Source organism: Streptomyces sp. SolWspMP-5a-2, assembly GCF_900091845.1.
Taxonomy (GTDB): Bacteria; Actinomycetota; Actinomycetes; order Streptomycetales; family Streptomycetaceae; genus Streptomyces; species Streptomyces doudnae.
Map to the genome: position 1 here is coordinate 22,161 of NZ_FMCI01000304.1, position 22,918 is coordinate 45,078.

A 22,918-nucleotide genomic window follows, 5' to 3' on the forward strand; every position below is an offset into this window, starting at 1 on the left:
GCCGGACCCCGATCCCCGGGTCCGGCCTTCGGTGCACGCGCCCCCGGCGCCGCGGTTGCGGCCTCAACCGCCTTGGACCACGTGTTTATTCCTGGCTTGGGCAACACTTTAGGCGTGGCTTATCTCACCGTTCGTCAACCCTTTCCTACGGTCGCGTAGGCCACATTCGACGGTGTTCCATGGCGGACGTGACAGACGATTCGAAGAGTGACAGCAGAGCGGTGATCGGGTCGTACGTCGCGGTGGGGGACAGCTTCACCGAAGGCGTCGGCGATCCCGGCCCCGACGGAGCACTCGTCGGCTGGGCGGACCGGTTCGCGGTCCTGCTCGCCGATCGGCGCCCCGAGGGCGACTTCACGTACGCGAACCTCGCCGTGCGGGGCAAGCTGCTCGACCAGGTGGTCGAGGACCAACTGCCCCGAGCCGTCGAACTCGCCCCCGATCTGGTCTCCTTCTGCGCGGGCGGCAACGACATCATCCGGCCCGGCACCGACCCCGACGAGGTCGCCGAGCGGTTCGAGCGGGCCGTCGTCCGGCTCACCGAGACCTGCGGCACCGTCATGGTGACCACCGGCTTCGACACCCGGGGCGTCCCCGTCCTCAAGCACCTGCGCGGGAAGATCGCCACCTACAACGGGCACGTGAGGGCCGTCGCCGACCGGTACGGCTGCCCGGTGCTCGACCTGTGGTCGCTGCGCACCATCCAGGACCGGCGGGCCTGGGACTCCGACCGGCTGCACCTCTCGGCGGACGGGCACACCCGGGTCGCGCTGCGCGCGGGCCAGGTCCTCGGCGTCGACGTACCGGCCGACCCGGACCAGGCGTGGCCGCCGCTGCCGCCGCGCGGGACCCTGTCGGTGCGCCGCGACGACGTGCACTGGGCGCGCGAGTACCTGGTGCCGTGGATCGGACGGCGGCTGCGGGGCGAGTCCTCGGGGGACCACGTGACGGCCAAGGGCGCGCTCTCCCCCGACGACATCAAGAGCCGCATCGCCCCGGTCGCCTGAGCGGGGGAGCGGCCCCGGTCACCCCTCGGGCGGCAGGTCCAGCTCGCGGACCAGGGCCGCGTCCGCCCACCGCTGGGCCTGGGCGCGGGAGACGCCGCCCGGGTAGGACGTCAGCTGGACCGCGAGGCCGTCGAGGAAGGCCGTCAGGCGCAGGGCGGACGCGGACGGGTCGGCGCACCGGAACTCGCCCGCCCGCACGCCCTCCTCGATCACCTCGGTGATCGCCGCCTTCCACCGCCGGTCCAGGTCCCGGGTCACCTGCTGGAGGACCGGGTCGCGCAACGACGCGGCCCAGCCCTCGATCCACAGGCGCCACCCCTTGGCCTGGCCGGTCGGCGCGTACCAGCGCACCGCCGCGCGCAGCCGCCGCAGCGCCGTCGTGCGGCGGGCCAGGAGTCCGCGCAGATGGGCCAGGTCGTCCTCGGTGGCGTGCGCGAACGCCGCCGCGACCAGGCGTTCCTTCGTGGAGAAGTGGTAGAGCACCAGCGCGTTGCTCACCCCGAGCGCCGCGGCCACGTCGGCGATCCGTACCGCCGCCACGCCCCGCGATTCGATCTGCTCGATGGCGGCCCGCAGCAACTCCGCACGCCGCTCCGCCACGCTCAACCGCACCCGTGCCACGCCGTCAGACTATGCCGTCGCCGTATGCCGGTACGGGGTGACGGCGGTTCCCGGCCACCTGCCCCTCCGGCCCTCCGGGAGGTCGCCTCCCGCGCGGGACGCCGTCGACCCGGCAGCGGGGGTACTGCGGCCGCCCGCGCGGGACTTCGTCACCGGTACCAGCCGAAGCGTTCCGCCAGGACCGGCAGGCGGTCCGCGACCAGGGCGTGGGCGGCGGCCCGCGGCGAGATGCCGTCCCGCTCGGCACGGGCCAGCGTCCGGTCGATCAGGGCCCGCATCGAGCGCCGGGTGTGCGCGAACGCCTGCTCGGCGTCCGGCCCGATGTCGCCGAAGAGGGTCCACCACCACCAGGCGTTGGTACCGGAGTTGACCACCACGTCGGGCAGGACCGTCACCCCGCGGGCCGCCAGCAGCTCCTCCGCCGCGGGCAGCACCGGCATGTTGGCCGCCTCCACGATCCAGCGCGCGGTGACCGCCCGCTGGTTGTCGGCGTCGATCGCGTACGACACCGCGGCCGGCACCAGCACCTCCGCCCCGGCCGACAGCCAGGCGTCGGCGGGCAGTTCGGCGTCCCCGGGGCGCAGCGCCGCGCGGTCGACGGTGCCGTACGCGTCCCGCGCGGCGAGGAGCGCCTCGACGTCGAGCCCGTCCGGGTTGGCGATCGTCCCCTTCACGTCGGCGACGGCGACCACGGACAGCCCGGCGCGGGAGAGGAAGCGCGCCGTCGCCCCGCCCATGGTGCCCAGACCCTGGACCGAGACCCGGGCCCGCGCGTACGGCAGCCCGGCCCGGTCGAGGGCGGCGAGCGCGGACTCGGCCACCCCGCAGCCGCCGACCAGCGCGTCCAGGCCGATGCCGTCCACCTCGACGGCGAAGGCGTCCGCGAGCCGCCGCCTGGCGGCCCGCTCGTCGTCCAGGAGCGGGTACACGGCCTGGATCGACGAGACGAGTCCGGCCTCGGCCGCCGCGCGGTCCACCAGGTCCTGGGTGAGCCCGAGGTCCTCGCCCGTGGTCCAGACGCTCTCGACGGTCGGCCGCATCGCCCGCAGGAAGCGGACCAGGACGCCGTACGCGGCGGGGTCGCGCGGGTCGCAGTCGATGCCGCCCTTGGCGCCGCCGAGCGGGATGTAGCGGCCGTCGGGGTCGTAGTGGAGCGCCTCCTTCATGGTCATGCCGCGGGCGAGCCCGGTCACCTCCTCCAGGGTGCAGCCCGCGCGCATCCGCAGTCCGCCGCTGGCCACCCCGCGCACCAGGCGGTCGACGACCAGGAAGCCCCGGTGGCCCGTGACGTGGTCGGTCCAGGTGATCGACATCAGGGGCGCGGGCGGCGCCGCGCTCGCGGGGGCGGTCGAAGGGGCGGTCACAGGGGGCTCCTCGCTGGCGGCGGCCGGGACACCGGCCGACCGACGGTTACTGAATCGTCGGTCAGTATCGGAAGCGGTGTCGCGCGCTGTCAACGGCGGTGGGCGGGCGGAGCGCGGGCGCGGGTCCGGACGCGGGACGTTTCCCCGTCGTCACGCTCCGTCGTATCTTTGGGCTTTCCTTGGAAACCGCCCGCCGGGCACCCTCCCGCCGGGTGGTGTCGGCGGGGGCGACCATAATGGAATGCCCCACCGTCTCCCCCTGGAGGTACCGTGTCCGGTTTCCGTTCCCTGAGCTCCGGGCTCAGCTCGCTGCAGCCCGCGGCCTTCGGCGCGGACCCGAGCGGCGCGCGGATGGCCCGTATCCGCAGATCACCGCATTTCAAGGACGGTGTCTTCCAGAACCCCGGGGGCACCGCGAGGACCCGCCCCTCCGGCTCCGTCAAGAGCCTGGCCAAGGTCTACGTCGACAAGGAGAGCAGGCCCCGCCGCGCCCCGCAGGGGACCGTGCCGGTGCACGCCACCACCCTCGCCGACATCGCCCGGCCGCCCGCCACCGGGCTGCGGGTGACCTGGATGGGCCACTCCAGCGTCCTCGCCGAGATCGACGGGCAGCGGGTGCTGTTCGACCCGGTGTGGGGCGAGCGGTGTTCGCCGTTCCCGTTCGCCGGGCCCAAGCGCCTGCACCCGGTGCCGCTGCCGCTGGCCGCGCTGGGGCCGGTCGACGTCGTCGTGATCTCCCACGACCACTACGACCACCTCGACATGCCCACGATCAAGGCGCTGGCCGGAACGGACACCCTGTTCGCGGTCCCGCTCGGGGTCGGCGCCCACCTGGAGCACTGGGGCGTCCCCGCCGACCGGCTGCGCGAGCTGGACTGGCACGAGGAGACGCGGGTCGGCGGCCTCACCCTGACCGCGACCCCGGCCCGCCACTTCTGCGGCCGCGGCCTGCGCAACACCCAGCACACCCTGTGGGCGTCCTGGGTGGTGGCCGGGTCCGAGCACCGGGTCTACCACAGCGGTGACACCGGCTACTTCGAGGGCTTCCGGGACATCGGCGCCGCGCACGGCCCGTTCGACGCGACGATGATCCAGATCGGCGCGTACAGCGACTTCTGGCCCGACATCCACATGACGCCCGAGGAGGGCATGCGGGCCCACCTGGACCTCCAGGGCGGCGAGCCGCGCGGAGTGATGCTGCCCATCCACTGGGGCACCTTCAACCTCGCCCCGCACCCGTGGGCCGAGCCCGGCGAGGGCACCCTCGCCGCCGCGCGCGCCACCGGCTCCCGGGTCGCGCTGCCCCGTCCGGGCGAGCCCTTCGAGCCGACGTCCGCGACGGTGCCCGCCGACCCGTGGTGGCGCGGGGTGGCGCTGCCCCCGTCGGGCGGCTGGACGGAGACGGACGCGCCCGCTCCGCTGGCGGACACGGTGAGTGACGTTCAGGGGAAGAATTCCACGGGCACCGGCGAGCCCGAAACGGTCCAGGCGGGCTGACGACCGGACAGAAAACGGCAACCGGCGCGCGCCGGTGAGGGCCGGGGAGCAGTCGCTCCCCGGCCCTCACGCATGTCCGGGGATCGGTTCTGACCAGGTCTGATCGATTGACGCACCCAGTTCATCCGCTCGCACGTCCGGATTATCGATCGACCGTTCGTCAGCTCATACCAGAGGGGGATGCTCGCGGGGGGAGTTTGCGAACTGCCCCTCACGCACGATCCGTTCGCAACTACTGTGAGTGCCCGTCGAGCGGTACCGGGCCGAGACCGACGGCGTCGGCCGTCCCGCGACCTCTCGACCGACATCGCGATGGCACACACCCGACCGCGCCCCACGCGCGTGCCGGGCACCGACGGACCAGTTCGAGGAAACCGATGGCTCACCTCCGCGCACCGGCCCCCCGCGCAGACCGCCGCGAGGGCGGGCGGCACGGGCGGCCGGCCGCCCGCACCGCGCCCGTGCTGCCCGAGGCCCACATACGTTCGCAACTGCGCAGGCTCGCGGTGCTGCCGCCGACCGCGGTGGCCCTCAGCGCCTGCGCCGCCGTGCTGTTCACCGTCCGCTCCACCGGGGCCCAGCCAGGACTCGCCCTCTGGGGCGTGCTCGCGGGGGCCTTCTCCGTGGCCCTCGCCGGCATCCTGATCGCCGCCGTGGCCGCCGACCGCGCCGCCCGCGCCCTGAGCGACCGCGTCCTCGCCCTGCGCAGGGGCAGCGCCCGCGGCGAGGCCGACCTGCGCGCCCTCGTCACCGCGCTGCGGCGCGGCGAGACCCCGCCCGCCCGCGCACCCCGCGGCGGCCCGCCCGACGACGCCGACGACCTCGACCTCCTCGCCTGCGACCTCGCCCGCGCGCACGACGGCGCCGTCACCGCCGTCGTGCAGGCCGCCCAGCTCTCCAGCCAGGCGGGCGACGAACAGAAGCTGGAGGTCTTCGTCAACCTCGCCCGGCGCCTCCAGTCGCTGGTGCACCGCGAGATCTCGACCCTGGACGAGCTGGAGAACTCGATCGAGGACCCCGACCTGCTCAAGGGCCTCTTCCACGTCGACCACCTCGCCACCCGCATCCGACGCCACTCCGAGAACCTCGCCGTGCTCGGCGGCGCCGTCTCACGGCGGCAGTGGAGCCACCCCGTCCCCATGACCGAGGTGCTGCGCTCCGCCGTCGCCGAGGTCGAGCAGTACAGCAGGGTCAGGCTGGTGCCCCCGGTCTCCGGCACCCTGCGCGGGCACGCCGTCGCCGACGTGATCCACCTGCTGGCCGAACTGGTCGAGAACGCCACGGTGTTCTCCGCCCCGCACACCCAGGTCCTGCTGCGGGCCACCCTCGTCACCTCCGGGCTCGCCGTCGAGGTCGAGGACCGGGGGCTCGGCATGCCCCTCGCCGAGCAGCGGAAGATGAACGCCCTGCTCGCCGACCCCGACCAGGTCAACGTGGGCCATCTGCTCGCAGACGGACGCATCGGCCTCTTCGTCGTCTCCCAACTGGCCCGCAGACACGGCATCGAGGTCCGCCTCCAGAGCAACATCTACGGCGGCGTGCAGGCCGTGCTCGTCGTGCCGCAGGAACTGCTGGGGGCGGACGCCGCCACGGTCGCCGGGGGGACCGGCGGCCTGCTGGTCGGCGACGGGTGGGCCGACGCCTCCCTGACCGGCACCGGCACCGGCGCGGGCACCGGCACCGGGAGCCACCGCGCGGCCGGCGGCTGGAACGACGCCGCCCACCGCACCGCCGACGCCGTCCCGGCCGGAGCCGGGGACTACGGCAGGGCGGGCACGCGGCCCGACGCCCACACGGCGGGGCCCGGCGGACACGCGGCGGCGGGCATGCGCCCCGACGCCCACATGGCGGCAGGCGGTGGGCATCCGACGGCGGACGCGCGCCCCGACATCCTCGCGGCCGGGACCGGGGGACACCCGGCGGGCGCCGGGTACTTCGGCGCCGTCCCGCAGGACATCCCGCCCGGGGCCGATCCGCTGCCCGTCCGCGACGCCCATCAGGAGCGCGCCAACCCCGCCGAGGCCGTCCCCGGCATCGGGCCCGACCACCGGCGGCTGCTCGCCGAACGGCCCGCCGAACCCCTCACCCCCCGGGGCGGGCCGCAGCCCGGCGTCCAGGACAAGCCCCATCTGCCCCGGCGCCGCGCCCAGGAGCACCTCGTCCCCGAACTGCGCGGCGGACCCCTGCCCCGCCCGGCCGACGAACCGCCCGTGGACCACGACCCCGGACTCATGGCCGCCTTCCGGCGCGGGGTCGGCCTCGCCGAGGCCCAGCAGCACCTGAAGGGCGACAACCGCGACCCGGGCATCCTGCGCATGGAGTCCGCCTACACCGGGCCCGTGGAGATGGACCGGGAGTCGCTGCTCGCGGGACACGCCCCGCTGGAGGTGCGGCCCACCGGACCCGGCGCCCGCACCCCCGGTCCCGCCCACGCCAGGACCGTCCCCGGTCCTGGACCGGCCCACGGCGCGAGCGACCCGCACGCGGGTGCCGCTCGGGCCGCGGCCGTTCCCCGGCCGGGACAGACCCACGACGCCGCTCGGGCCGCGGCCGCCGTCCCCCGGCCCGCCCCGGCCCACGACACGACCGTCCCCCACCCCCGCCCACCGCCGACCACCCGCACGGACCGGACCCCGCGGCTCTCGACGTCACCACCGTGGGACCGGCCCGCCCGGCCGACGCCCCGACCGCCTCCGCGCGCGGCGGCGCCGTCTTCCACCGGCACGACGGGAACCCCGGCGCCGGATGACCACCCCCGCTCCCGCAGACCTTCGTAACCCAAGGAGTCGATCCACCATGGCGAGCGACGCGCCGACCAGCCAGGTATCCGATCTCGACTGGCTGATGAGCGGCCTCGTGCAGCGCGTGCCGCACACCAACAGCGCGGTACTCCTCTCCTGCGACGGCCTCGTGAAGTCGGTCCACGGCCTCGACGCCGACAGCGCCGACCACATGGCGGCCCTGGCCTCCGGCCTCTACTCCCTCGGCCGCAGCGCCGGGGCCCGGTTCGGCGACAACGGCGACGTCCGCCAGGTCGTCGTCGAACTCGCCTCGACCCTGCTGTTCGTCACCACCGCGGGCTCCGGCACCTGTCTCGCCGTGCTGGCCGACCGGGAGGCCGACGCCGCCGTCCTCGGCTACGAGATGTCCATGCTGGTCAAGAGCGTCCGCCCGTACCTCGCCACCGCCCCCCGCCGGCACGCCGTCGAACCACCGGCGATGAGGCTTTGAGCGTGGCGACGGCCGGTGACGGGCCCTGGCTCGACGAGGCGGCCGGCCGACTGGTGCGGCCCTTCACGGTCAGCAACGGCCGCACCCGGCCGACCATCACCCTCGACCTCCTGTCGCAGGTGATGGTCACCGGGGCCACCCCGCTCGGCTATCTGGGCCCCGAGCACACGCTGGCGCTCGACCTCTGCCGCGCGCCCGTCCCGGTGGCCGAGGTCGCCGCCCATCTGAAGCTGCCGGCGGCGGTCACCAAGGTGCTGCTGTCGGACCTCGTCGACTGCGGGGCGCTGACCACCAAGCCCCCCGTGTTCCACGACAACCCCACCGACCGGGCCCTTCTGGAGGCAGTGCTCGATGGACTACGACGACAGCTCTGACCCCTTCCCCACCGCGCTGAAGATCCTCGTCGCGGGCGGGTTCGGGGTGGGCAAGACGACCTTCGTGGGCGCGGTGAGCGAGATCGCGCCGCTCAGCACGGAGGAGCTCCTCACCACGGTCAGCGCCGCGACCGACCGGCTCGACGGGATCGAGAACAAGGTCGAGACGACGGTGGCCATGGACTTCGGCCGCATCACCCTCGACCCGCGGCACGTCCTGTACCTGTTCGGCACGCCGGGACAGGAACGGTTCTGGTTCATGTGGGACGAACTCTCCGAGGGCGCCCTCGGAGCGGTCATCCTCGCCGACACCCGCCGCCTGGAGGAGTGCTTCGCGGCCGTCGACTTCTTCGAACAGCGCGGCGTCGGCTTCATCGTCGCGATCAACGAGTTCGACGGCGCCCACCGCTACGACCCCGAGGAGGTGCGCGCCGCCATGGACCTCCCCCCGCAGATCCCGGTGGTCCGCTGCGATGCCCGCATCTCCAGTTCGGGCATCCAGACCCTGCTCACCCTCGTGCAGCACCTCATCGCCCATGCGCCGGCCGCCGCGCCGAGTCATGGCGCCCACACGTGAACCCCGCCCACCGCCAGGGAGCCCGGATATGAACCGCGTCCACCACGACGGAGCCCGCCCATGACGTACGACCCGTTGTCGGGTCCGGCAGGCCGTCTGCTGCTCACCCCCGAGGACAAGGAGGCCCCGGCCAGGACCAGGCGGCTGCGCGGCCTTGGGCTCGGCGAGCGCCCCGACCCGTCCCTCGACGTGTACGCGGACCAGCTCGCGGAACTGACCAGCGCGCCCTACGCCATGGTCAACTTCATCGACGAGCGGGGACAGTTCTTCGCCGGGCTGCACACCCCGCCGCTGCCGCCCGCCGCCCCCGACGGCGGTGCCGCCAAGCCCGGCCTCGGCCGCAGGCTCGCCCGCGACCACGGGTTCTGCCCGCACGTCGTGGTCCGCCGCAGGGCCCTGGTCCTGGAGGACGTGCGCGACTACCCGCGGTTCGCCTGCAACCCCGTCGTGGACGGCTACGGCATCCGCTCCTACCTGGGGGCGCCCCTGATAGAGAGCACCGGCATGGTCCTGGGCACGGTGTCCGTCGTCGACGTGCGACCGAGGCCCTGGGGGAAGCCGGGTCTGGCGGCGATCAAGAACTCGGCGGCGGAACTCGTCGCCCGACTGGAGCACCGGGAGGTGGACGGAACGTTCCACTGAGCGCGGCCGTCCGGGGGAGTGCGTCCCCGGGGGCGCCGGTGCGGGAGATGTCCGGGGCCGCCGCGCGATCGTCCCGCGGGCCGCTTCCGCGGCGCGTGGTCCGGCGGGGACCGGTGGGAGCCATGACGCCTCTCGGGGCCGGGTGCCGCAGGTGTTCTTCGCGCGGTTCCTACAGCCCGCGCCACACGTTCTCGTACGCCGCGTCCTCGACGGCCCTGCGGCGCCGTACGCCCTCCAGCTCCGTCACCGCGCCGCCGACCGCCGCGAGCACCCGGTCCACCGGGTCGTCCGGCTGCTCCCGCTCCTCCGGCGCCGCCTCCACCGACTCGCCCGACGCCCCGACCTCGCCCGTCCCGTCGGACTCGTCCGTGGCTCCCACCTCGCCGGTCCCGTCGGACTCGTCCGTGGCGTCCGTCCCCTCCTTCTCCTCGGTCCCGTCGTCGGCCGGGAGCTGGTCGCGGACACCGACCTCCGCCGCGAGCGCCGCCAGCACCCGCTCGCCCTCCGCCAGGCGCCGCCCGGCCCTGGTCCGTTCCGGCGAGTCGACCAGCACGGCCCTGCGGCCGCCCAGCGAGATCCGGTGCTCCCGCCGGTGCGCGACCAGACCGTCCCGCTCCAGTTCCACGGCGTAGGCCGCCGCGAGCCCGCGGCCCCGGCGCCACAGCCAGTCCTCGACCGTCTCGTACGGCTCCTGGCCCAGCAGTTCCGCCGCCGCCTCCACCAGCAGCCGGTCCTCCGGGGCGATCGCCGCGCCGGGCACGATCAGGTCGCCGTCCAGGACCAACGCGCCCGCGTCGCCCAGGTCGAGCAGCTCGGCGCCCGCCAGCGCCAGCGACAGGTCGCCGGTCTCGACCGGACGGTCCTGGGGCACGTCCATGGCGACGATCACGAGGTCCCGGGCGGTGTTCATGAGCGCCTCCACGTCAGCCGGCCGTGCGGTGCGGGGCGACGGTGTCGGGACCGGCGTCCCGCGTCGGTTCCGGTCGCCGTCCGCCGTCCGTGTGCCGGGTCTCTTCCGGATGTCGTACTACGAGCATGTGGTGCGGGAAACCGATCCGCAGCACGGCCGCCGCTCCCGCCGCAGCGAGCACCACCCCCGAGGCCAGCGGCAGCGCGCCCCGGTAGCCGTGCTGGAGCAGCGGGGCGACGGCCAGCGGGCCCACGATCTGGCCGACGCTGTACCCGGCGGTCAGCAGGGCGACCGAGCGGGGGAACCGCAGGTGGGCGCCGGTCGCCAGGGCGAGGGTGCTGATCCCGATGAACGTGCCGCCGAAGAGGACCGCCGACACCAGCGCGGCGGCCGTGCCCCCGACCAGCGCGGGCAGCGCGATGCCGACCGCCTGCACCAGCAGCGCCGCAAGCAGCAGATCGGGGCGCGACCGGCGCCGTCCCAGCCACGCCCACACCGCCGCCGACGGGACGGCGGCCAGCCCGACGAGCACCCAGGCGCCGTTGCCCACCCAGCCGGGGGAGCCCTGGCCGATCGCCGCCACCAGGAACGTCCCGGCGACGATGTAGCCGACGCCCTCCAGGCCGTAGGAGACGAACAGCGCCCCGAACCAGCGGTGGGTGCGCGGTCCCGGCTCCGCGACGGCGGCGGCCGGGGTCTCGGGCGCGGACTCCGGCCGCAGGTTCCACGCCGCGCAGGCGAGGACGGCGGTCAGCGCGGCCGACGCCCACCAGGCGGCCCGCCAGTCGGTGACCGACCGCAGGGCCAGCACCAGCAGCCCGGACAGGGCGATCCCGCCGCCGACCCCGCCGAACGCCCAGCCCGGCAGATGCGGCGGGCGGTCGCGCAGGTGGTGCAGGAGCGAACTGACGGCGACGACGAAGACGAGGGCGCTCGCCACCCCGGCGACCAGGCGCAGCAGCAGCCACCCGGCGACGGACTCGCCGAGCGGCATCGCGGCGAGGGTCGCGACCAGCGCGAGCAGCGACCCGCGCAGCACGGCGCGCGAGCGGACCAGGGCGGGGGCGAGGATGCCCGCGAGGGCGCCGACGAGGTAGCCGACGTAGTTCGCGGTGGCGACGTTGGCCCCGGCGGCGGCCGACAGGCCCGCCTGGGCGTGCATCAGCGGCAGGATCGCCGTGTAGACGAACCGGCCGATCCCCATGGCCGCGGCGAGCGCGGCGGCGGTCCGCACGACATGCGGCCACGGGGCGGGGGAGGAGAGGGCGGACGCGGCGGACGGGTGGGGCGACGGTATCGGGGTGCTCATGCGGCGGCGGCTCGGATTCCGTGTGGGGGACGAGGGAGGGGCGACGGGGGACAGGAGTGACGGGGGTGGCGGGTGCTCGGTGGAGCGGGGCGTACGGGAGGGGCGGGGATGTCGGCTCACGGACTCCCGAGCCGGGCGTCCGTCGGTCACGGAGTGCCGGGCCGGACGTCCGTCGCTCATGTGCTCCCGGGCGGCCGGGCGCCGTCCGGCGGGTCCTCGGTGGGGTGCGGGGTGAGCGGGCGGGCGTCCTTCGGGTACGGGGCCGTGGGGTGCGGGGTGACCGGGCGGGCGTCCTCGGGGTACGGGTCGGTGGGCTGTGCGTCCTCGGGGTGGGGGTCGTTGGGGTGCGACGTGAGAGGCGTGACCTCCGAGGTCATCCAGCCGTGCAGCGGCAGGGTGTCGAGCACCTTCGCGCGCAGCTCCTCCTCGTCGGCCGCCCGCCACAGGCCGACGCTGGTCAGCTCGCCGACCGGGCGCCACAGCCGCCCCAGGTGCCCGGTGGCGGCCAGCTCCGCCGCCCTGACCGCCTCGGCCGCCCGCAGCCGGTCGACCTCCTCCCGGGGCACGTCCGCCGGGACGTCGGTGGTGATGCGGACCAGGAACTCGCGCATGGCCTCTCCCGCTGCTTCCGTGGGACGGCCGGGGCCCGGCCGGGCGTCGCCGCCACCCCCCATCGTCTCCCCGCCCCCGCGTCACCGCCACGACCCGCTGCCTAGCTGCTGAGAGGCACAGCCTCCCAGTCGCCGTAGCATGGCGGGCGTGGAGCTGCGTCAACTGCGGTACTTCGTCGCCGTCGCCGAGGAGCTGAACTTCGGGCGCGCCGCCGAACGGCTGCTCATCGCCGGGCCGTCCCTCTCCCAGCAGATCAAGGTGCTCGAACGGGACCTGGGCGTCCGGCTGTTCGACCGGGACCGGCGTTCCGTCTCCCTCACCCCGGCGGGCGCCGCGCTGCTGCCGCACACCCGGGCGCTCCTCGACCGCGCCGACGACCTGCGCCGCCGGGCCGGGCGCCTGTCGGGCTCGGAGCCGGTGCGGCTCGGCTACGTCAACTGGCTCCCGCCCGACCTCACCGCCCGCACCGCCGCCGTCGCCGAACTGCACGTCGACGCCTGGGTGGCGCCCTCCCACACCCAGGCCGCCCGGGTGGCCGCGGGGAGCCTGGACCTCGCGGTGTGCTGGGCGCCCCGCGCCGACCTGGAGCGGCTCGGGCTGCGCTCCCGGCTCCTGGGCGCCGACCGTCTCTACGCCGTCGACGTCGGCCTCGGCTCCGACGCCCAGGGCTCCTCCCGCGCCGTGGCGGCCCGCGACACCGTCGTCCTCCTCGACGACGACGCGACCTCGTGGTCGTCGTGGAACGTGTACGGGCGGGAACTGGCCGGGACGACCGGGGCCCGCGCGGTGCGGATCGGCGACGGCGGGGTGACCGGGCCCGCGTTCTTCGACCATGTGCGGCGACTGCGCCGTCCGGTCGTCAACTGCCCCAAGGGACAAAGCAGTCCGCTCCCGCCCGACCTGGTCCGCCGCCCGATCCTGCCGCCGGAGGTGTACTGGACCTGGTCGCTGGTCCGGCGCGCGGGGGAGGAGCGGGCCGCGGTGCTCGGCGTCGTCGACGCGCTCTGCGACGGGGTCGGCGACCTCGGCACGCGCGAGCCGCAGGCATGGCTGCCTGCGGACGACCCGCACGCGCCGACGGGGTGACGGCGGCGCCCGGAGGGCCGGCGGGCGCCGGGGTGGTGGCGGGGCCTCGACCCCGATCGAGCGGATGGCGCGTGGGCTCCCGCCCTTCCGGACGCGCCCCGGGACGGAGCGCGTGTCGTCGTCCCGGGCGCCCCCGTGCCCGGTCGCGCTCCCGATGATCCATGCGCCCCCTTGGCTGGGCGCGTTCCCTGCTTGCGCGCGCCCTCTTGGCTGCGCGCACCCCCGGCCTGCGCGCACCCCCGGCCTGCGCGCACCCCGGCCTGCGCGCACCCCCGGCCTGCGCGCGCCCTCTGACTGTGCGCGCTCCCCCGATTGCGCGCGCTTGCGACGACCGTTGGCTCTCCTCTCCGCGGTCCGGCGCAGGGCTTCGCGGTCTTTCATGATCCTCCGTGGACCCGCGCGGTCCCGCGCGGTCGTTCGTGGTCGGATTCCGGTGGGTCTGAAGTCGATCTACGACGGCGCTTAAGAAATCCTCGATGGACCCGGGGCGCCCGATACGGAAGATTGCACTGCGATTCCATCCCCCTCCCCGGTCGCGGGCCGCTGCGGCGTGCCCTCCGCCGGGTCCTCATGCTCGGGAGCCGCACTGTGAAGGCGCTGGTCAAGGAGAAGGCGGAGCCCGGTCTCCGGCTCGCGGACGTGCCGGAGCCCGCCGTGGGGACAGGCGACGTCCTGATCAAGGTGCTGCGCACCGGCATCTGCGGCACCGACCTGCACATCCGGGCCTGGGACGGCTGGGCGCAGCAGACGATCCGCACCCCGCTGGTGATCGGGCACGAGTTCGTCGGCGAGGTCGTGGAGACCGGCCGGGACGTCGCCGACGTCGCCGTCGGCGACCTGGTCAGCGGCGAGGGCCACCTGGTCTGCGGCAAGTGCCGCAACTGCCTCGCCGGGCGCCGTCACCTCTGCCGGGCCACCGTCGGGCTCGGCGTCGGCCGCGACGGCGCCTTCGCCGAGTACGTCGCGCTGCCCGCCTCCAACGTGTGGGTGCACCGGGTCCCGGTGGACCTCGACGTGGCCGCCATCTTCGACCCGTTCGGCAACGCCGTGCACACCGCGCTGTCCTTCCCGCTGGTCGGCGAGGACGTGCTGATCACCGGCGCGGGCCCGATCGGCCTGATGGCGGCGGCCGTCGCCCGGCACGCGGGCGCCCGGAACGTCGTCGTCACCGATGTCAGCGAGGAGCGTCTCGACCTCGCCCGCAAGATCGGCGCCAGCCTCGCGCTGAACGTGTCCGACGCGCGCATCGCCGACGGACAGCGGGAGTTGGGGCTGCGCGAGGGCTTCGACATCGGCCTCGAGATGTCCGGCCGCCCGGCCGCGCTGCGCGAGATGATCGCCAACATGACGCACGGCGGCCGGATCGCCATGCTCGGCCTGCCCGCCGAGGAGTTCCCCGTCGACTGGGCGCGGATCGTCACCTCGATGATCACTCTCAAGGGCATCTACGGCCGTGAGATGTTCGAGACCTGGTACGCGATGTCCGTCCTCCTCGAAGGCGGCCTCGACCTCGCCCCGGTGATCACCGGACGCTACGCACACAGCGACTACGAGGCGGCCTTCGCCGACGCGGCGAGCGGCCGCGGCGGCAAGGTCATCCTCGACTGGACCCTCTGACGAGACCCAAGGACTGATGATGTTCGACTCCGTGCGCGACGACCTGCGCGCCACCCTCGACGAGATCCGCGCCGCCGGACTGCACAAGCCGGAGCGCGTGATCGGCACCCCGCAGTCGGCCACCGTCGCCGTCACCGCGGGCGGCCGCCCCGGCGAGGTCCTCAACTTCTGCGCCAACAACTACCTCGGCCTCGCCGACCATCCCGACGTGGTGGCCGCCGCCCACCGGGCGCTGGACCGCTGGGGCTACGGCATGGCCTCGGTCCGCTTCATCTGCGGCACCCAGGAGGTCCACAAGGAACTGGAGTCCCGGCTCTCCGCCTTCCTCGGGCAGGAGGACACGATCCTCTACTCGTCCTGCTTCGACGCCAACGGCGGTGTCTTCGAGACCCTCCTCGGCCCCGAGGACGCGGTGATCTCCGATGCCCTCAACCACGCGTCGATCATCGACGGCATCCGCCTCTCCAAGGCCCGCCGCTTCCGCTACGCCAACCGCGACATGGCGGACCTGGAACGGCAGTTGAAGGAGGCGGCGGGCAGCAGGCGCACGCTGATCGTCACCGACGGCGTCTTCTCCATGGACGGTTACGTGGCACCGCTGCGCGAGATCTGCGACCTCGCCGACCGGTACGGCGCCATGGTCATGGTCGACGACTCGCACGCCGTCGGCTTCGTCGGCCCCGGCGGACGCGGCACCCCCGAGCTGCACGGCGTCATGGACCGCGTCGACATCATCACCGGCACCCTCGGCAAGGCGCTCGGCGGCGCCTCCGGCGGCTATGTCGCGGCCCGCGCCGAGATCGTCGCCCTGCTGCGCCAGCGCTCGCGCCCCTACCTGTTCTCCAACACCCTCGCCCCGGTCATCGCGGCGGCCTCCCTCACCGTCCTCGACCTGTTGGAGTCCGCGGACGACCTCCGGGTGCGGCTGGCCGAGAACACCGCGCTGTTCCGGCGCCGGATGGCGGAGGAGGGCTTCGACATCCTGCCCGGCGACCACGCCATCGCGCCCGTCATGATCGGCGACGCGTCCAGGGCGGGCCGCCTCGCGGAACTGCTGCTGGAGCGGGGCGTGTACGTGATCGGCTTCTCCTACCCGGTCGTCCCGCAGGGGCAGGCCCGGATCCGGGTGCAGCTCTCCGCGGCGCATTCCACGGAGGACGTCCACCGCGCGGTCGACGCGTTCGTCGCGGCGCGCACGGAGCTGGACGGCGAGACGGCCGGGGTGTCCGGTGCGACGGCCGACGGGGTCGACGGGGCCGGTGGGGCGCGGGCCGAGGTGTCCGGTGGGGCGTCCGGGGGTGCCTCAGACGGGTCCGGTGGGGCGTCCGGGGGTGCCTCAGACGGGTCCGGTGGGGTGTCCGAGGCGTCCGGCGGGGCGCGGGCCGGGCTGGGCGGCTGACGGGGCAGGCGTCGGGCACCCCGGACATATTGCGATAATCGGTCGCATGATCGAAGCGCGGCGGCTCCACATCCTCCGTGCGGTGGCGGACCACCGCACGGTCACCGCGGCGGCCGCCGCGCTGTACCTCACGCCCTCGGCCGTCTCCCAGCAGCTCACGGCCCTGGAGCAGGAGACCGGCCACCGCCTGGTGGAACGCGGTGCCAAAGGGGTGCGGCTGACCCCGGCGGGCGAGATCCTGCTCGGGCACACCCATGAGGTCCTGGCCCAACTGGAGCGGGCCGAGGCGGAGTTGGCCGCCTACTCCGCGGGCGAGGCGGGTACGGTCGCCGTCGCCTCCTTCGCGACCGGCATCGCCCAGGTCGTCGCGCCCGCCCTGACCCGCCTCGCCCGCTCCGCGCCCGGCATCCGGGTGCGGGTCCTGGACGCGGAGGGTGACGCCAGCCTGCCGATGGTCCTCGACCGGCTGGTCGATGTCGCCGTCGCCGTCGAGTACCGGGGCGCGCCGCCCGCCGACGACCCGCGGCTCACCCCGTTCCCGCTCTACGCCGAGCCCTTCGACGCGGTCGTGCCGGTCGGCCACCGGCTCGCGGGTGCCGCCGAGGTCCCGCTCGCCGACCTGGCCAAGGACGCGTGGATCGGCCCGTACCCCGGCAATCCCTGCCACGACGTGGTCGTCCTGGCCTGCGAGAGCGCGGGGTTCCAGCCGCGTCTCGAACACTCGTCCGACGACTTCCGTGCCGTCGTCGCCCTCGCCTCCGCCGGGGCGGGGGTCGCCCTGGTCCCGCGTTCGGCGCTGCGCGGCGTGGATCTCGCGGGGGTGGTCGTGCGCCCGGTCGACGGGGTGGCGCCCACCCGGCGGGTCTTCGCGGCGGTCCGCCGGGGCGCGGAGGGGCATCCGCTGATCAGGCCGGTGCTGGAGGCGCTGGCGGAGGCGGGCCGCTGAGCCGCTCGGCCGTCGCTGTGGGGTGACGGCCCGGTGTCCGTCCTCGCCCCTTGCGGGTCGACGGCTCGATGGCTGTTGCGGCTGCTTCCGGTGATCGACGGTCCGATGGCTGTTGCGGCTGCCTCCTCGCGGCTCGGCGGCTCGACATCGGGCTGGTCCTCCACCGTCTTCGTCCCGAATATGGGATAGCATCCCGAATATGGGTGACGAAGCGAAGGGTGACGCCGACGCGGTCGAGCGTGCCGACGGTGTCGTGGGCAGAGCAGAGGGGCCGGACGCCGTCGATGTGCGACTGGGGGCCCGGCTGGCCGAACTGCGGGCCGAACGCGGCTGGTCGCTGGGGGAGGTGGCGGAGCGCGGCGGGGTGAGCCGGTCCACCCTCTCCCGCGCCGAACGCGCGGAGATCAGCCCCACCGCCTCCCTGCTCAACCGTCTCTGCCACGTCTACGGCCGGACCATGTCCCAGCTCCTCAGCGAGATCGAACCCGAGCCCGCCCTCCTCGTCCGGGCCGCCGACCAGCGGATCTGGCGCGACCGCGCGGCCGGTTTCGTCCGCAGGTCGGTCTCCCCGCCGCATCCGGGGCTGCGCGGCGAACTCGTCGAGGGCCGCCTCGCCGCGGGTGCCGACCTCGCGTACGACCGTCCGCCCGTCCCCGGTCTCGAACAGCACATCTGGGTCCTGGACGGCACGCTCGACGTGACGGCGCGCGACACCGAGCACCGCCTCGGCCCCGGCGACTGCCTGCGGCTGCGGATCTGGGGGCCGACGCGGTTCAGGTGCCCGGGGCCCGAGGACGTCCGGTACGCGCTCGCGGTGGTGCTGCCGTGAGGGTGCGACGCGTGGGCAGCGCCGAACTGCACGCACGCGTGGAGACGTTGGCGGACCTCCTGATGGACACCGTCGACGGCGGCGCGTCCGTCGGCTTCCTCGCGCCGCTCGACCACCCGACGGCGCTCGCCTGGTGGCGGGAGCGGGCCGAGGGGGTCGCGGCCGGGCGGCTCGCGGTGTGGGTCGCGGAGGACGGCGGGCACCGGGTGCTCGGCACGGTCGGCCTCGACTTCCCGGGTCGGCCCAACGGTGTCCACCGCGCGGAGGTGGTCAAACTGATGGTGCACCGGGACGCGCGCGGACGCGGCCTCGGCCGGACCCTGCTCGCCGCCGCCGAGGAGTCGGCCGCGTCGACCGGGATCACCCTCCTGCACCTGGACACCGAGACCGAGTCGCCCGCGGAGCGCTTCTACGACGCCGCGGGCTGGACCAGGGCCGGTGTCGTGCCGGACTACGCGGCGGCCCCCGACGGTGTGCTGCGGCCGACGTCGATCTACTACAAGCGCCTGGCGGACACCCCTCCGACCAGCTGACTGTCGGTGGCAGCGGATACCCTCCGGGGCATGCCGGATGCCGAAGACGTACGCCGTATCGCCCTCTCCCTGCCGGACACGACGGAGAAGATCGCCTGGAGCATGCCCACGTTCCGGGTCGCCGGGAAGATGTTCGCCACGCTCCCGGAGGAGGAGACGTCCATCGCCGTGCGCTGCCCCAAGGAAGAGCGCGACGAACTGGTCCTGGCCGAGCCCGAGAAGTTCTGGATCGCCGGGCACGAGGCGCAGTTCTCCTGGGTGCGGGCCCGGATCGCCGCGCTGGACGGCGAGGAGGAACTGCGGGACATCCTGGCCGACTCCTGGCGCCAGGCGGCCCCCGTGCGACTCCTCGACGCCCACCCGGAGTTGGGGCTTCCGGACGCCGGCTGACGTCCCCGCGGCCGTTGTCAGTGGCGCGTGGCATGATCCGGAGGCGGGTGGAAATCGGGGCGGGCTGGTCTGCGGCTGCGGTTCGAGTTCAGGTTCGGGCTGGGCTGGGCCGAGGGGCGAGGCTCCGGTGGTGAAGGGATCGGGTCCGGGGGACGGGGCGGGGCGGAGGCGTACGCATGGGGATGCGGTGGGGGGACGAGGAGCGGTCCGGCGACGGGCGGGGGCCCGAGCAGCACGTCGGAGCGCCCGGCGGTGACGCCGGGGACGGCGGGACGGGGGAGGGCCACGGGGGGAGTGGACGCGCGCGGCCCTCGGGGTCGCCCGGAGAGTCCGAGCCGCGGGCGTTCCCGCTGACCGGCGCGCCGGTCACGGAGCCGACGCCGCTCGGACAACCGCCGTCCTCGACCTCGTCCCCGTCCCGGGTCCCGTCCTCGCCCCCACCCCTGCCACCAGCCCGTTTCTCCACACCGTCCCCCTTTCCCTCCGTCTCCCCGGCGCCCGTCTGGTCGCGGGACTTCGGGCTGTTCTTCGTCGCGCGGGCCGTCGCCCGTCTCGGCGACGCCGTCCTGCCGGTGGCCCTCGCCGCCGGGCTGCTCCAGCACGGGTACGGCGCCGGAGCGGTCGGCCTCGCGATGGCGGCGACGGCCGCGGCCTTCGCCGGGCTCGTCGTCTTCGGCGGGGTGATCGCCGACCGCTTCGACACCAGGAAGCTGATGATCGGCTCCGACCTGGTGCGCCTGGGCACCCAGTCCGTCCTCGCGGCCCTCTTCTTCACCGACCACGTCGTCCTCTGGGAGGTCTGCGCGATCGGCTTCGCCAACGGCGTCGCGGGCGCGGTCTTCCAGCCGGGCGTGGCCAGCACGGTCCCCCGCCTCGCCACCGACATCCAGGGGGCCAACGGCGCCATCAGGATCGCCGAGTCCGCCGCCCAGCTCGTGGGCCCGGCCCTCGCCGGAGTCCTGGTCGGGCTGTCCTCGCCCGGCGGTGTCTTCGTGGCGCACGCCGCCACCTACGCCGTCAGCGCCCTGTGCCTGCTGCTGCTCAGGCTGCCGCCCGCGCCCGTGCGCGCCTCCGTCGGCCGGGCCGGTGCCGTCTTCAGGGCCGATCTGGTCGAAGGCTGGCGGGAGTTCAGGGCCAGGAGCTGGCTCTGGGGCGTGATAGCCGTCTGGTGCCTGTACATGATCGCCGTGTGGGGACCGACGGTGCCGCTGGTGGCGACGGAGGTGGTGCAACGCCACGGCGCGGGGGCCTACGGACTGATCAACTCCGCCCTCGGCGCCGGGACGGTCGTCGGCGGCTTCCTCGCCCTGCGGCTGCGCCCCCGCAGGATGCTGCGCGCGGGCGCCGTCTCCCTCTTCCTCTTCGCCGGGTTCCCCGCGACGGTCGGATCGGGCCTCGGGGTCCCGGCGATGGCGGCGGGGGCGGCCGTCGCCGGGGCGGGGATGTCGTTCTGGGGCGTCATGTGGGCGACCAGTGTCCAGACACAGGTGGCGCCCGACGTCCTCAACCGCATCCACGCCTACGACGTGGCCGGTTCGCTCGCGATGATGCCGGTCGGACAGGCGCTCGCGGGCCCGGCGGCCCTCGCGCTCGGCGCCGATCACGTCCTCCTCGGCGCGGGCGTCATGAGCCTGGTCGTGCCGGTCGTGCTGCTGTCGGTGCCCGCGATACGCGATCTCGTCCGGGTCGACGGGACGAAGGTGCGGGCTCCCGAGGAGATACGCGACCGGGTCCCGCCCCGCCGGAAGGGCGAACGGACCTCGTGAGCCGGGCACGTGTCTCCGAGCCGAAGCACGTGTCTCCGACCCGGGGCAAGACCCCCTGAACCGAGGGCGCAGACCCCCCACGCCCGGGGCATGGCCCCCGTGACCCGGGGCGGGTCGGTCGCGCGGTCGGCGGGGGAGTCCGCTCGGGCCCCGCTCGGGCCGTCGCTCAGGACGCTGCGGGGACCGCGTCCCGCCGCGCGAGGAAGGCGCTGATCCGCTCGCGCAGCGACCCCGCGTCGAGCCCGTGCGCGGCCACGTGCTCCTCCAGCGTGCCGTAGCGCCGCAGCTCGCCGCGCCCCACGCCCAGGCCGAGCACCCGGTGCGGCAGGTCGGCGAGGGCGTCGTTCACCACGGCGGTCGAGGTACCGGCCAGGTACGGCTCGACGAGGACGACGTCCGTTCCGGCCGACGCCGTGGCCCGGCGCAGCGCGGCCGTGTCGAAGGGCCGCACGGTCGTCGTGTACAGGACGCTCACGTCGAGCCCCTCGGTGGCCGCCAGGACGGCGTCCAGCATCGGTCCGACGGCGACGACCACCCCGGAACGCCCCTCGCGCACGGTGAGCGGGCGCTTCCCGTCGACGGGGTGCCCGGCCCGGTTGGCCTGGAGGGAGAGCCGGACGTACACCCTGTCGTCACCGGCGGCGATCGCGTGCCGCAGCAGGGTCTCGGCCTCGTCGGGGTGGCCGGGGACGTGCACGGTCCAGCCGTCGAGGGTGTCGAGCAGCGCCACGTCTCCGGGCGCCATGTGGGTGAACCCGCCGGCCGGCCAGTCGAAGGAGGCGGCGGCGCTGACCAGGACGGCGCCGAGGCCCTGGTGCCCGAGGTCCAGCTTGACCTGCTCGAAGGGCCGCTCGACGAGGAAGCTGGCGAAGGTGTGCAGGACCGGCCGCATCCCGGTCAGGGCCAGCCCCGCGCCCGCCCCGACGAGGAGCTGCTCGCGGATGCCGACGTTGACGACCCGGTCGGGGTGGCGGCGGGCGGTCTCCTGGAAGTCGGCGGCGCCGATCTCGGCGAGGACGACCGCGACGCGCGGGTCCTCGTCCAGCACCTGGGAGACGACGGGGGCGAAACGGTCGCGCATGGTGTCCATGGCAGGCGGAACCTCTCTGAAGTGCGGTGCGGCGGACGGGCGTTCAGGAGTTCTTCGGCTCCACCCGGGCGACGACCAGGTGCGGTCGGCCGGGGTGCGGGGCGGTGAAGGCGTCGTACAGGGCGTCGTGGTCGCGGCCGTCGACGGTGGCCGTGGACCAGCCCGCCGCCTCGAACCGGGCGGCGATGCCGCCGGGGCGGGCGTGGCTGGCGGAGGAGTTGTCGACGACGACGGTGTGCAGACGTTCCAGCCCGGCGGGCCCGGCGTAGGCGATCGCCTCGTGGTTGCTGCCCTCGTCCAGCTCGGCGTCGCCGACCAGGACCCACACCGCGGGCTCGTGCCGTTGCCGGGCCCGCAGCCCCAGCGCCGTGCCGACGGCGATCGGCAGCCCGTGTCCGAGCGAGCCGCTGCCGATCTCGGCGCCGGGCACCAGCGTCCGGTCGGGGTGGTGGCCGAGCGGGGAGTCCCAGGAGCCGAACCCGGGCAGCAGGTCGGTGGAGAGGAACCCCTTCGCGGCGAGCACGGCGTAGTAGGCCATCGGCCCGTGCCCCTTGGAGAGCAGGAACCGGTCCCGGCCGGGGTCGTCGGCCGTCTCGGGGCGTACCCGCAGCACGCGGTCGTACAGCACCCACAGCACGTCGAGGGTGGAGGTGGCGGCGGGCCCGTGCTTCTCGTCGCCGGTCATCGTGCCCATGAGGCGGGGCAGGTCCGCGTACCCGTACGCCCGCGCTTCCTCGGTGATCGTCGTCATGGAACCGATCGTGCTACCTCAACCGAACTTCAGGTCAAGGGCGGCCCACGGGAAAGGGGTGCGCGACCACCGACCCGAGTGCGGTATGGTTTCTGTGCACGTTCGGCCAGGGGAAACCCCAGGTCAGACAGCATCGGGACGTGGCGCAGCTTGGTAGCGCACTTGACTGGGGGTCAAGGGGTCGCAGGTTCAAATCCTGTCGTCCCGACTGGAGACAGTCGTTGTTCGAGGGCCGGTATCGGAGACATCCGCTACCGGCCCTTGATCATTCTTGGGGACCAGTTGGGGACCATGCTGCCTTGACCGGTGTCAGCGGGTGAGGACGGTCGTCGCGGGCAGGGTCCGTGGGGCGCGCAGCACGCTGATG

Annotated in this window: 20 protein-coding genes, 1 tRNA gene and 2 pseudogenes; 16 read left to right on the plus strand and 7 right to left on the minus strand. The window is 74.7% G+C overall.

The window, feature by feature from the left end:
* The first annotated feature begins 221 nt into the window (after window positions 1-221).
* Complete coding sequence (locus GA0115242_RS29945) at window positions 222-1,007, plus strand: SGNH/GDSL hydrolase family protein (protein ID WP_093833988.1); 786 nt, start codon at window positions 222-224, stop codon at window positions 1,005-1,007.
* 18 nt (window positions 1,008-1,025) lie between these two features.
* Here GA0115242_RS29945 and GA0115242_RS29950 read toward each other — a convergent pair whose 3' ends face one another.
* Window positions 1,026-1,628 carry a TetR/AcrR family transcriptional regulator gene (locus tag GA0115242_RS29950; protein WP_093833990.1) on the minus strand — a complete coding sequence of 201 codons (603 nt, stop codon included), beginning with the start codon at window positions 1,626-1,628 and terminating at the stop codon, window positions 1,026-1,028.
* A gap of 149 nt (window positions 1,629-1,777) precedes the next feature.
* Window positions 1,778-2,941: a glutamate dehydrogenase gene (locus tag GA0115242_RS29955; RefSeq protein WP_093834023.1), complete on the minus strand. Its 1,164-nt coding sequence runs from the start codon at window positions 2,939-2,941 to the stop codon at window positions 1,778-1,780.
* A gap of 321 nt (window positions 2,942-3,262) precedes the next feature.
* On the opposite strand from GA0115242_RS29955, the gene GA0115242_RS29960 reads away from it, so the two are divergent.
* The 6 genes from GA0115242_RS29960 (at window position 3,263) to GA0115242_RS29985 (ending at window position 9,313) form a co-directional block, all read left to right on the plus strand.
* Window positions 3,263-4,489, plus strand: a complete 1,227-nt coding sequence (locus GA0115242_RS29960) for an MBL fold metallo-hydrolase (RefSeq protein WP_093833992.1) — start codon at window positions 3,263-3,265, stop codon at window positions 4,487-4,489.
* Between the two features lie 377 nt (window positions 4,490-4,866).
* Window positions 4,867-7,266: a sensor histidine kinase gene (locus GA0115242_RS29965; protein ID WP_237549385.1), complete on the plus strand. Its 2,400-nt coding sequence runs from the start codon at window positions 4,867-4,869 to the stop codon at window positions 7,264-7,266.
* 19 nt (window positions 7,267-7,285) lie between these two features.
* Window positions 7,286-7,720: a roadblock/LC7 domain-containing protein gene (locus GA0115242_RS29970; RefSeq protein ID WP_093833994.1), complete on the plus strand. Its 435-nt coding sequence runs from the start codon at window positions 7,286-7,288 to the stop codon at window positions 7,718-7,720.
* Window positions 7,721-7,722: 2 nt separating this feature from the next.
* Window positions 7,723-8,094: a DUF742 domain-containing protein gene (locus tag GA0115242_RS29975; protein WP_093833996.1), complete on the plus strand. Its 372-nt coding sequence runs from the start codon at window positions 7,723-7,725 to the stop codon at window positions 8,092-8,094.
* Entirely contained in the window at window positions 8,072-8,671 is a 600-nt protein-coding gene (locus GA0115242_RS29980) for a GTP-binding protein (RefSeq protein WP_093833998.1), read from the plus strand. The genes GA0115242_RS29975 and GA0115242_RS29980 overlap by 23 nt, the downstream gene beginning before the upstream one ends.
* A 60-nt stretch (window positions 8,672-8,731) precedes the next feature.
* Window positions 8,732-9,313, plus strand: a complete 582-nt coding sequence (locus GA0115242_RS29985) for a GAF domain-containing protein (RefSeq protein ID WP_093834000.1) — start codon at window positions 8,732-8,734, stop codon at window positions 9,311-9,313.
* 169 nt (window positions 9,314-9,482) lie between these two features.
* On the opposite strand, the gene GA0115242_RS29990 is transcribed toward GA0115242_RS29985, so the two are convergent.
* The 3 genes and pseudogenes from GA0115242_RS29990 to GA0115242_RS41985 form a co-directional block, all read right to left on the minus strand.
* On the minus strand, window positions 9,483-10,223 hold the full coding sequence (locus GA0115242_RS29990; RefSeq protein ID WP_093834002.1) for a GOLPH3/VPS74 family protein: 741 nt from the start codon (window positions 10,221-10,223) through the stop codon (window positions 9,483-9,485).
* A gap of 13 nt (window positions 10,224-10,236) precedes the next feature.
* A complete protein-coding gene (locus tag GA0115242_RS29995; protein ID WP_237549386.1) occupies window positions 10,237-11,532 on the minus strand; it encodes a YbfB/YjiJ family MFS transporter in 1,296 nt (431 codons plus the stop codon).
* A 332-nt stretch (window positions 11,533-11,864) separates the two neighbouring features.
* Window positions 11,865-12,143, minus strand: a pseudogene (locus GA0115242_RS41985) (muconolactone Delta-isomerase family protein); the annotation flags it as partial.
* A gap of 139 nt (window positions 12,144-12,282) precedes the next feature.
* On the opposite strand from GA0115242_RS41985, the gene GA0115242_RS30005 reads away from it, so the two are divergent.
* The 8 genes and pseudogenes from GA0115242_RS30005 to GA0115242_RS30040 all read left to right on the plus strand — a co-directional run bounded on the left by GA0115242_RS30005 (window position 12,283) and on the right by GA0115242_RS30040 (window position 20,710).
* Window positions 12,283-13,230, plus strand: coding sequence for a LysR family transcriptional regulator (locus GA0115242_RS30005; protein WP_093834006.1), 948 nt, complete (start codon window positions 12,283-12,285; stop codon window positions 13,228-13,230).
* A 588-nt stretch (window positions 13,231-13,818) separates the two neighbouring features.
* Complete coding sequence (tdh, locus tag GA0115242_RS30010) at window positions 13,819-14,847, plus strand: L-threonine 3-dehydrogenase (protein WP_093834008.1); 1,029 nt, start codon at window positions 13,819-13,821, stop codon at window positions 14,845-14,847.
* Window positions 14,848-14,866: 19 nt separating this feature from the next.
* Window positions 14,867-16,054: pseudogene (locus GA0115242_RS30015) on the plus strand (glycine C-acetyltransferase); the annotation flags it as partial.
* A gap of 238 nt (window positions 16,055-16,292) precedes the next feature.
* Window positions 16,293-17,192 carry a LysR family transcriptional regulator gene (locus GA0115242_RS30020; RefSeq protein ID WP_093834010.1) on the plus strand — a complete coding sequence of 300 codons (900 nt, stop codon included), beginning with the start codon at window positions 16,293-16,295 and terminating at the stop codon, window positions 17,190-17,192.
* A 199-nt stretch (window positions 17,193-17,391) separates the two neighbouring features.
* Window positions 17,392-18,021, plus strand: coding sequence for a helix-turn-helix domain-containing protein (locus GA0115242_RS30025; RefSeq protein WP_093834012.1), 630 nt, complete (start codon window positions 17,392-17,394; stop codon window positions 18,019-18,021).
* Between the two features lie 62 nt (window positions 18,022-18,083).
* Window positions 18,084-18,554, plus strand: coding sequence for a GNAT family N-acetyltransferase (locus GA0115242_RS30030; RefSeq protein ID WP_093834025.1), 471 nt, complete (start codon window positions 18,084-18,086; stop codon window positions 18,552-18,554).
* Window positions 18,555-18,584: 30 nt separating this feature from the next.
* Window positions 18,585-18,944, plus strand: a complete 360-nt coding sequence (locus GA0115242_RS30035; RefSeq protein WP_161353359.1) for an MmcQ/YjbR family DNA-binding protein — start codon at window positions 18,585-18,587, stop codon at window positions 18,942-18,944.
* 176 nt (window positions 18,945-19,120) lie between these two features.
* Entirely contained in the window at window positions 19,121-20,710 is a 1,590-nt protein-coding gene (locus GA0115242_RS30040; RefSeq protein ID WP_237549387.1) for an MFS transporter, read from the plus strand.
* Between the two features lie 166 nt (window positions 20,711-20,876).
* On the opposite strand, the gene GA0115242_RS30045 is transcribed toward GA0115242_RS30040, so the two are convergent.
* The gene (locus GA0115242_RS30045; protein WP_093834016.1) at window positions 20,877-21,800 is read right to left on the minus strand and encodes a transketolase family protein; all 924 of its coding nucleotides are present in this window, start codon (window positions 21,798-21,800) and stop codon (window positions 20,877-20,879) included.
* 43 nt (window positions 21,801-21,843) lie between these two features.
* Complete coding sequence (locus GA0115242_RS30050; protein ID WP_093834018.1) at window positions 21,844-22,551, minus strand: hypothetical protein; 708 nt, start codon at window positions 22,549-22,551, stop codon at window positions 21,844-21,846.
* 134 nt (window positions 22,552-22,685) lie between these two features.
* On the opposite strand from GA0115242_RS30050, the gene GA0115242_RS30055 reads away from it, so the two are divergent.
* Window positions 22,686-22,759, plus strand: a tRNA-Pro gene (locus GA0115242_RS30055).
* Window positions 22,760-22,918 lie beyond the last annotated feature (159 nt).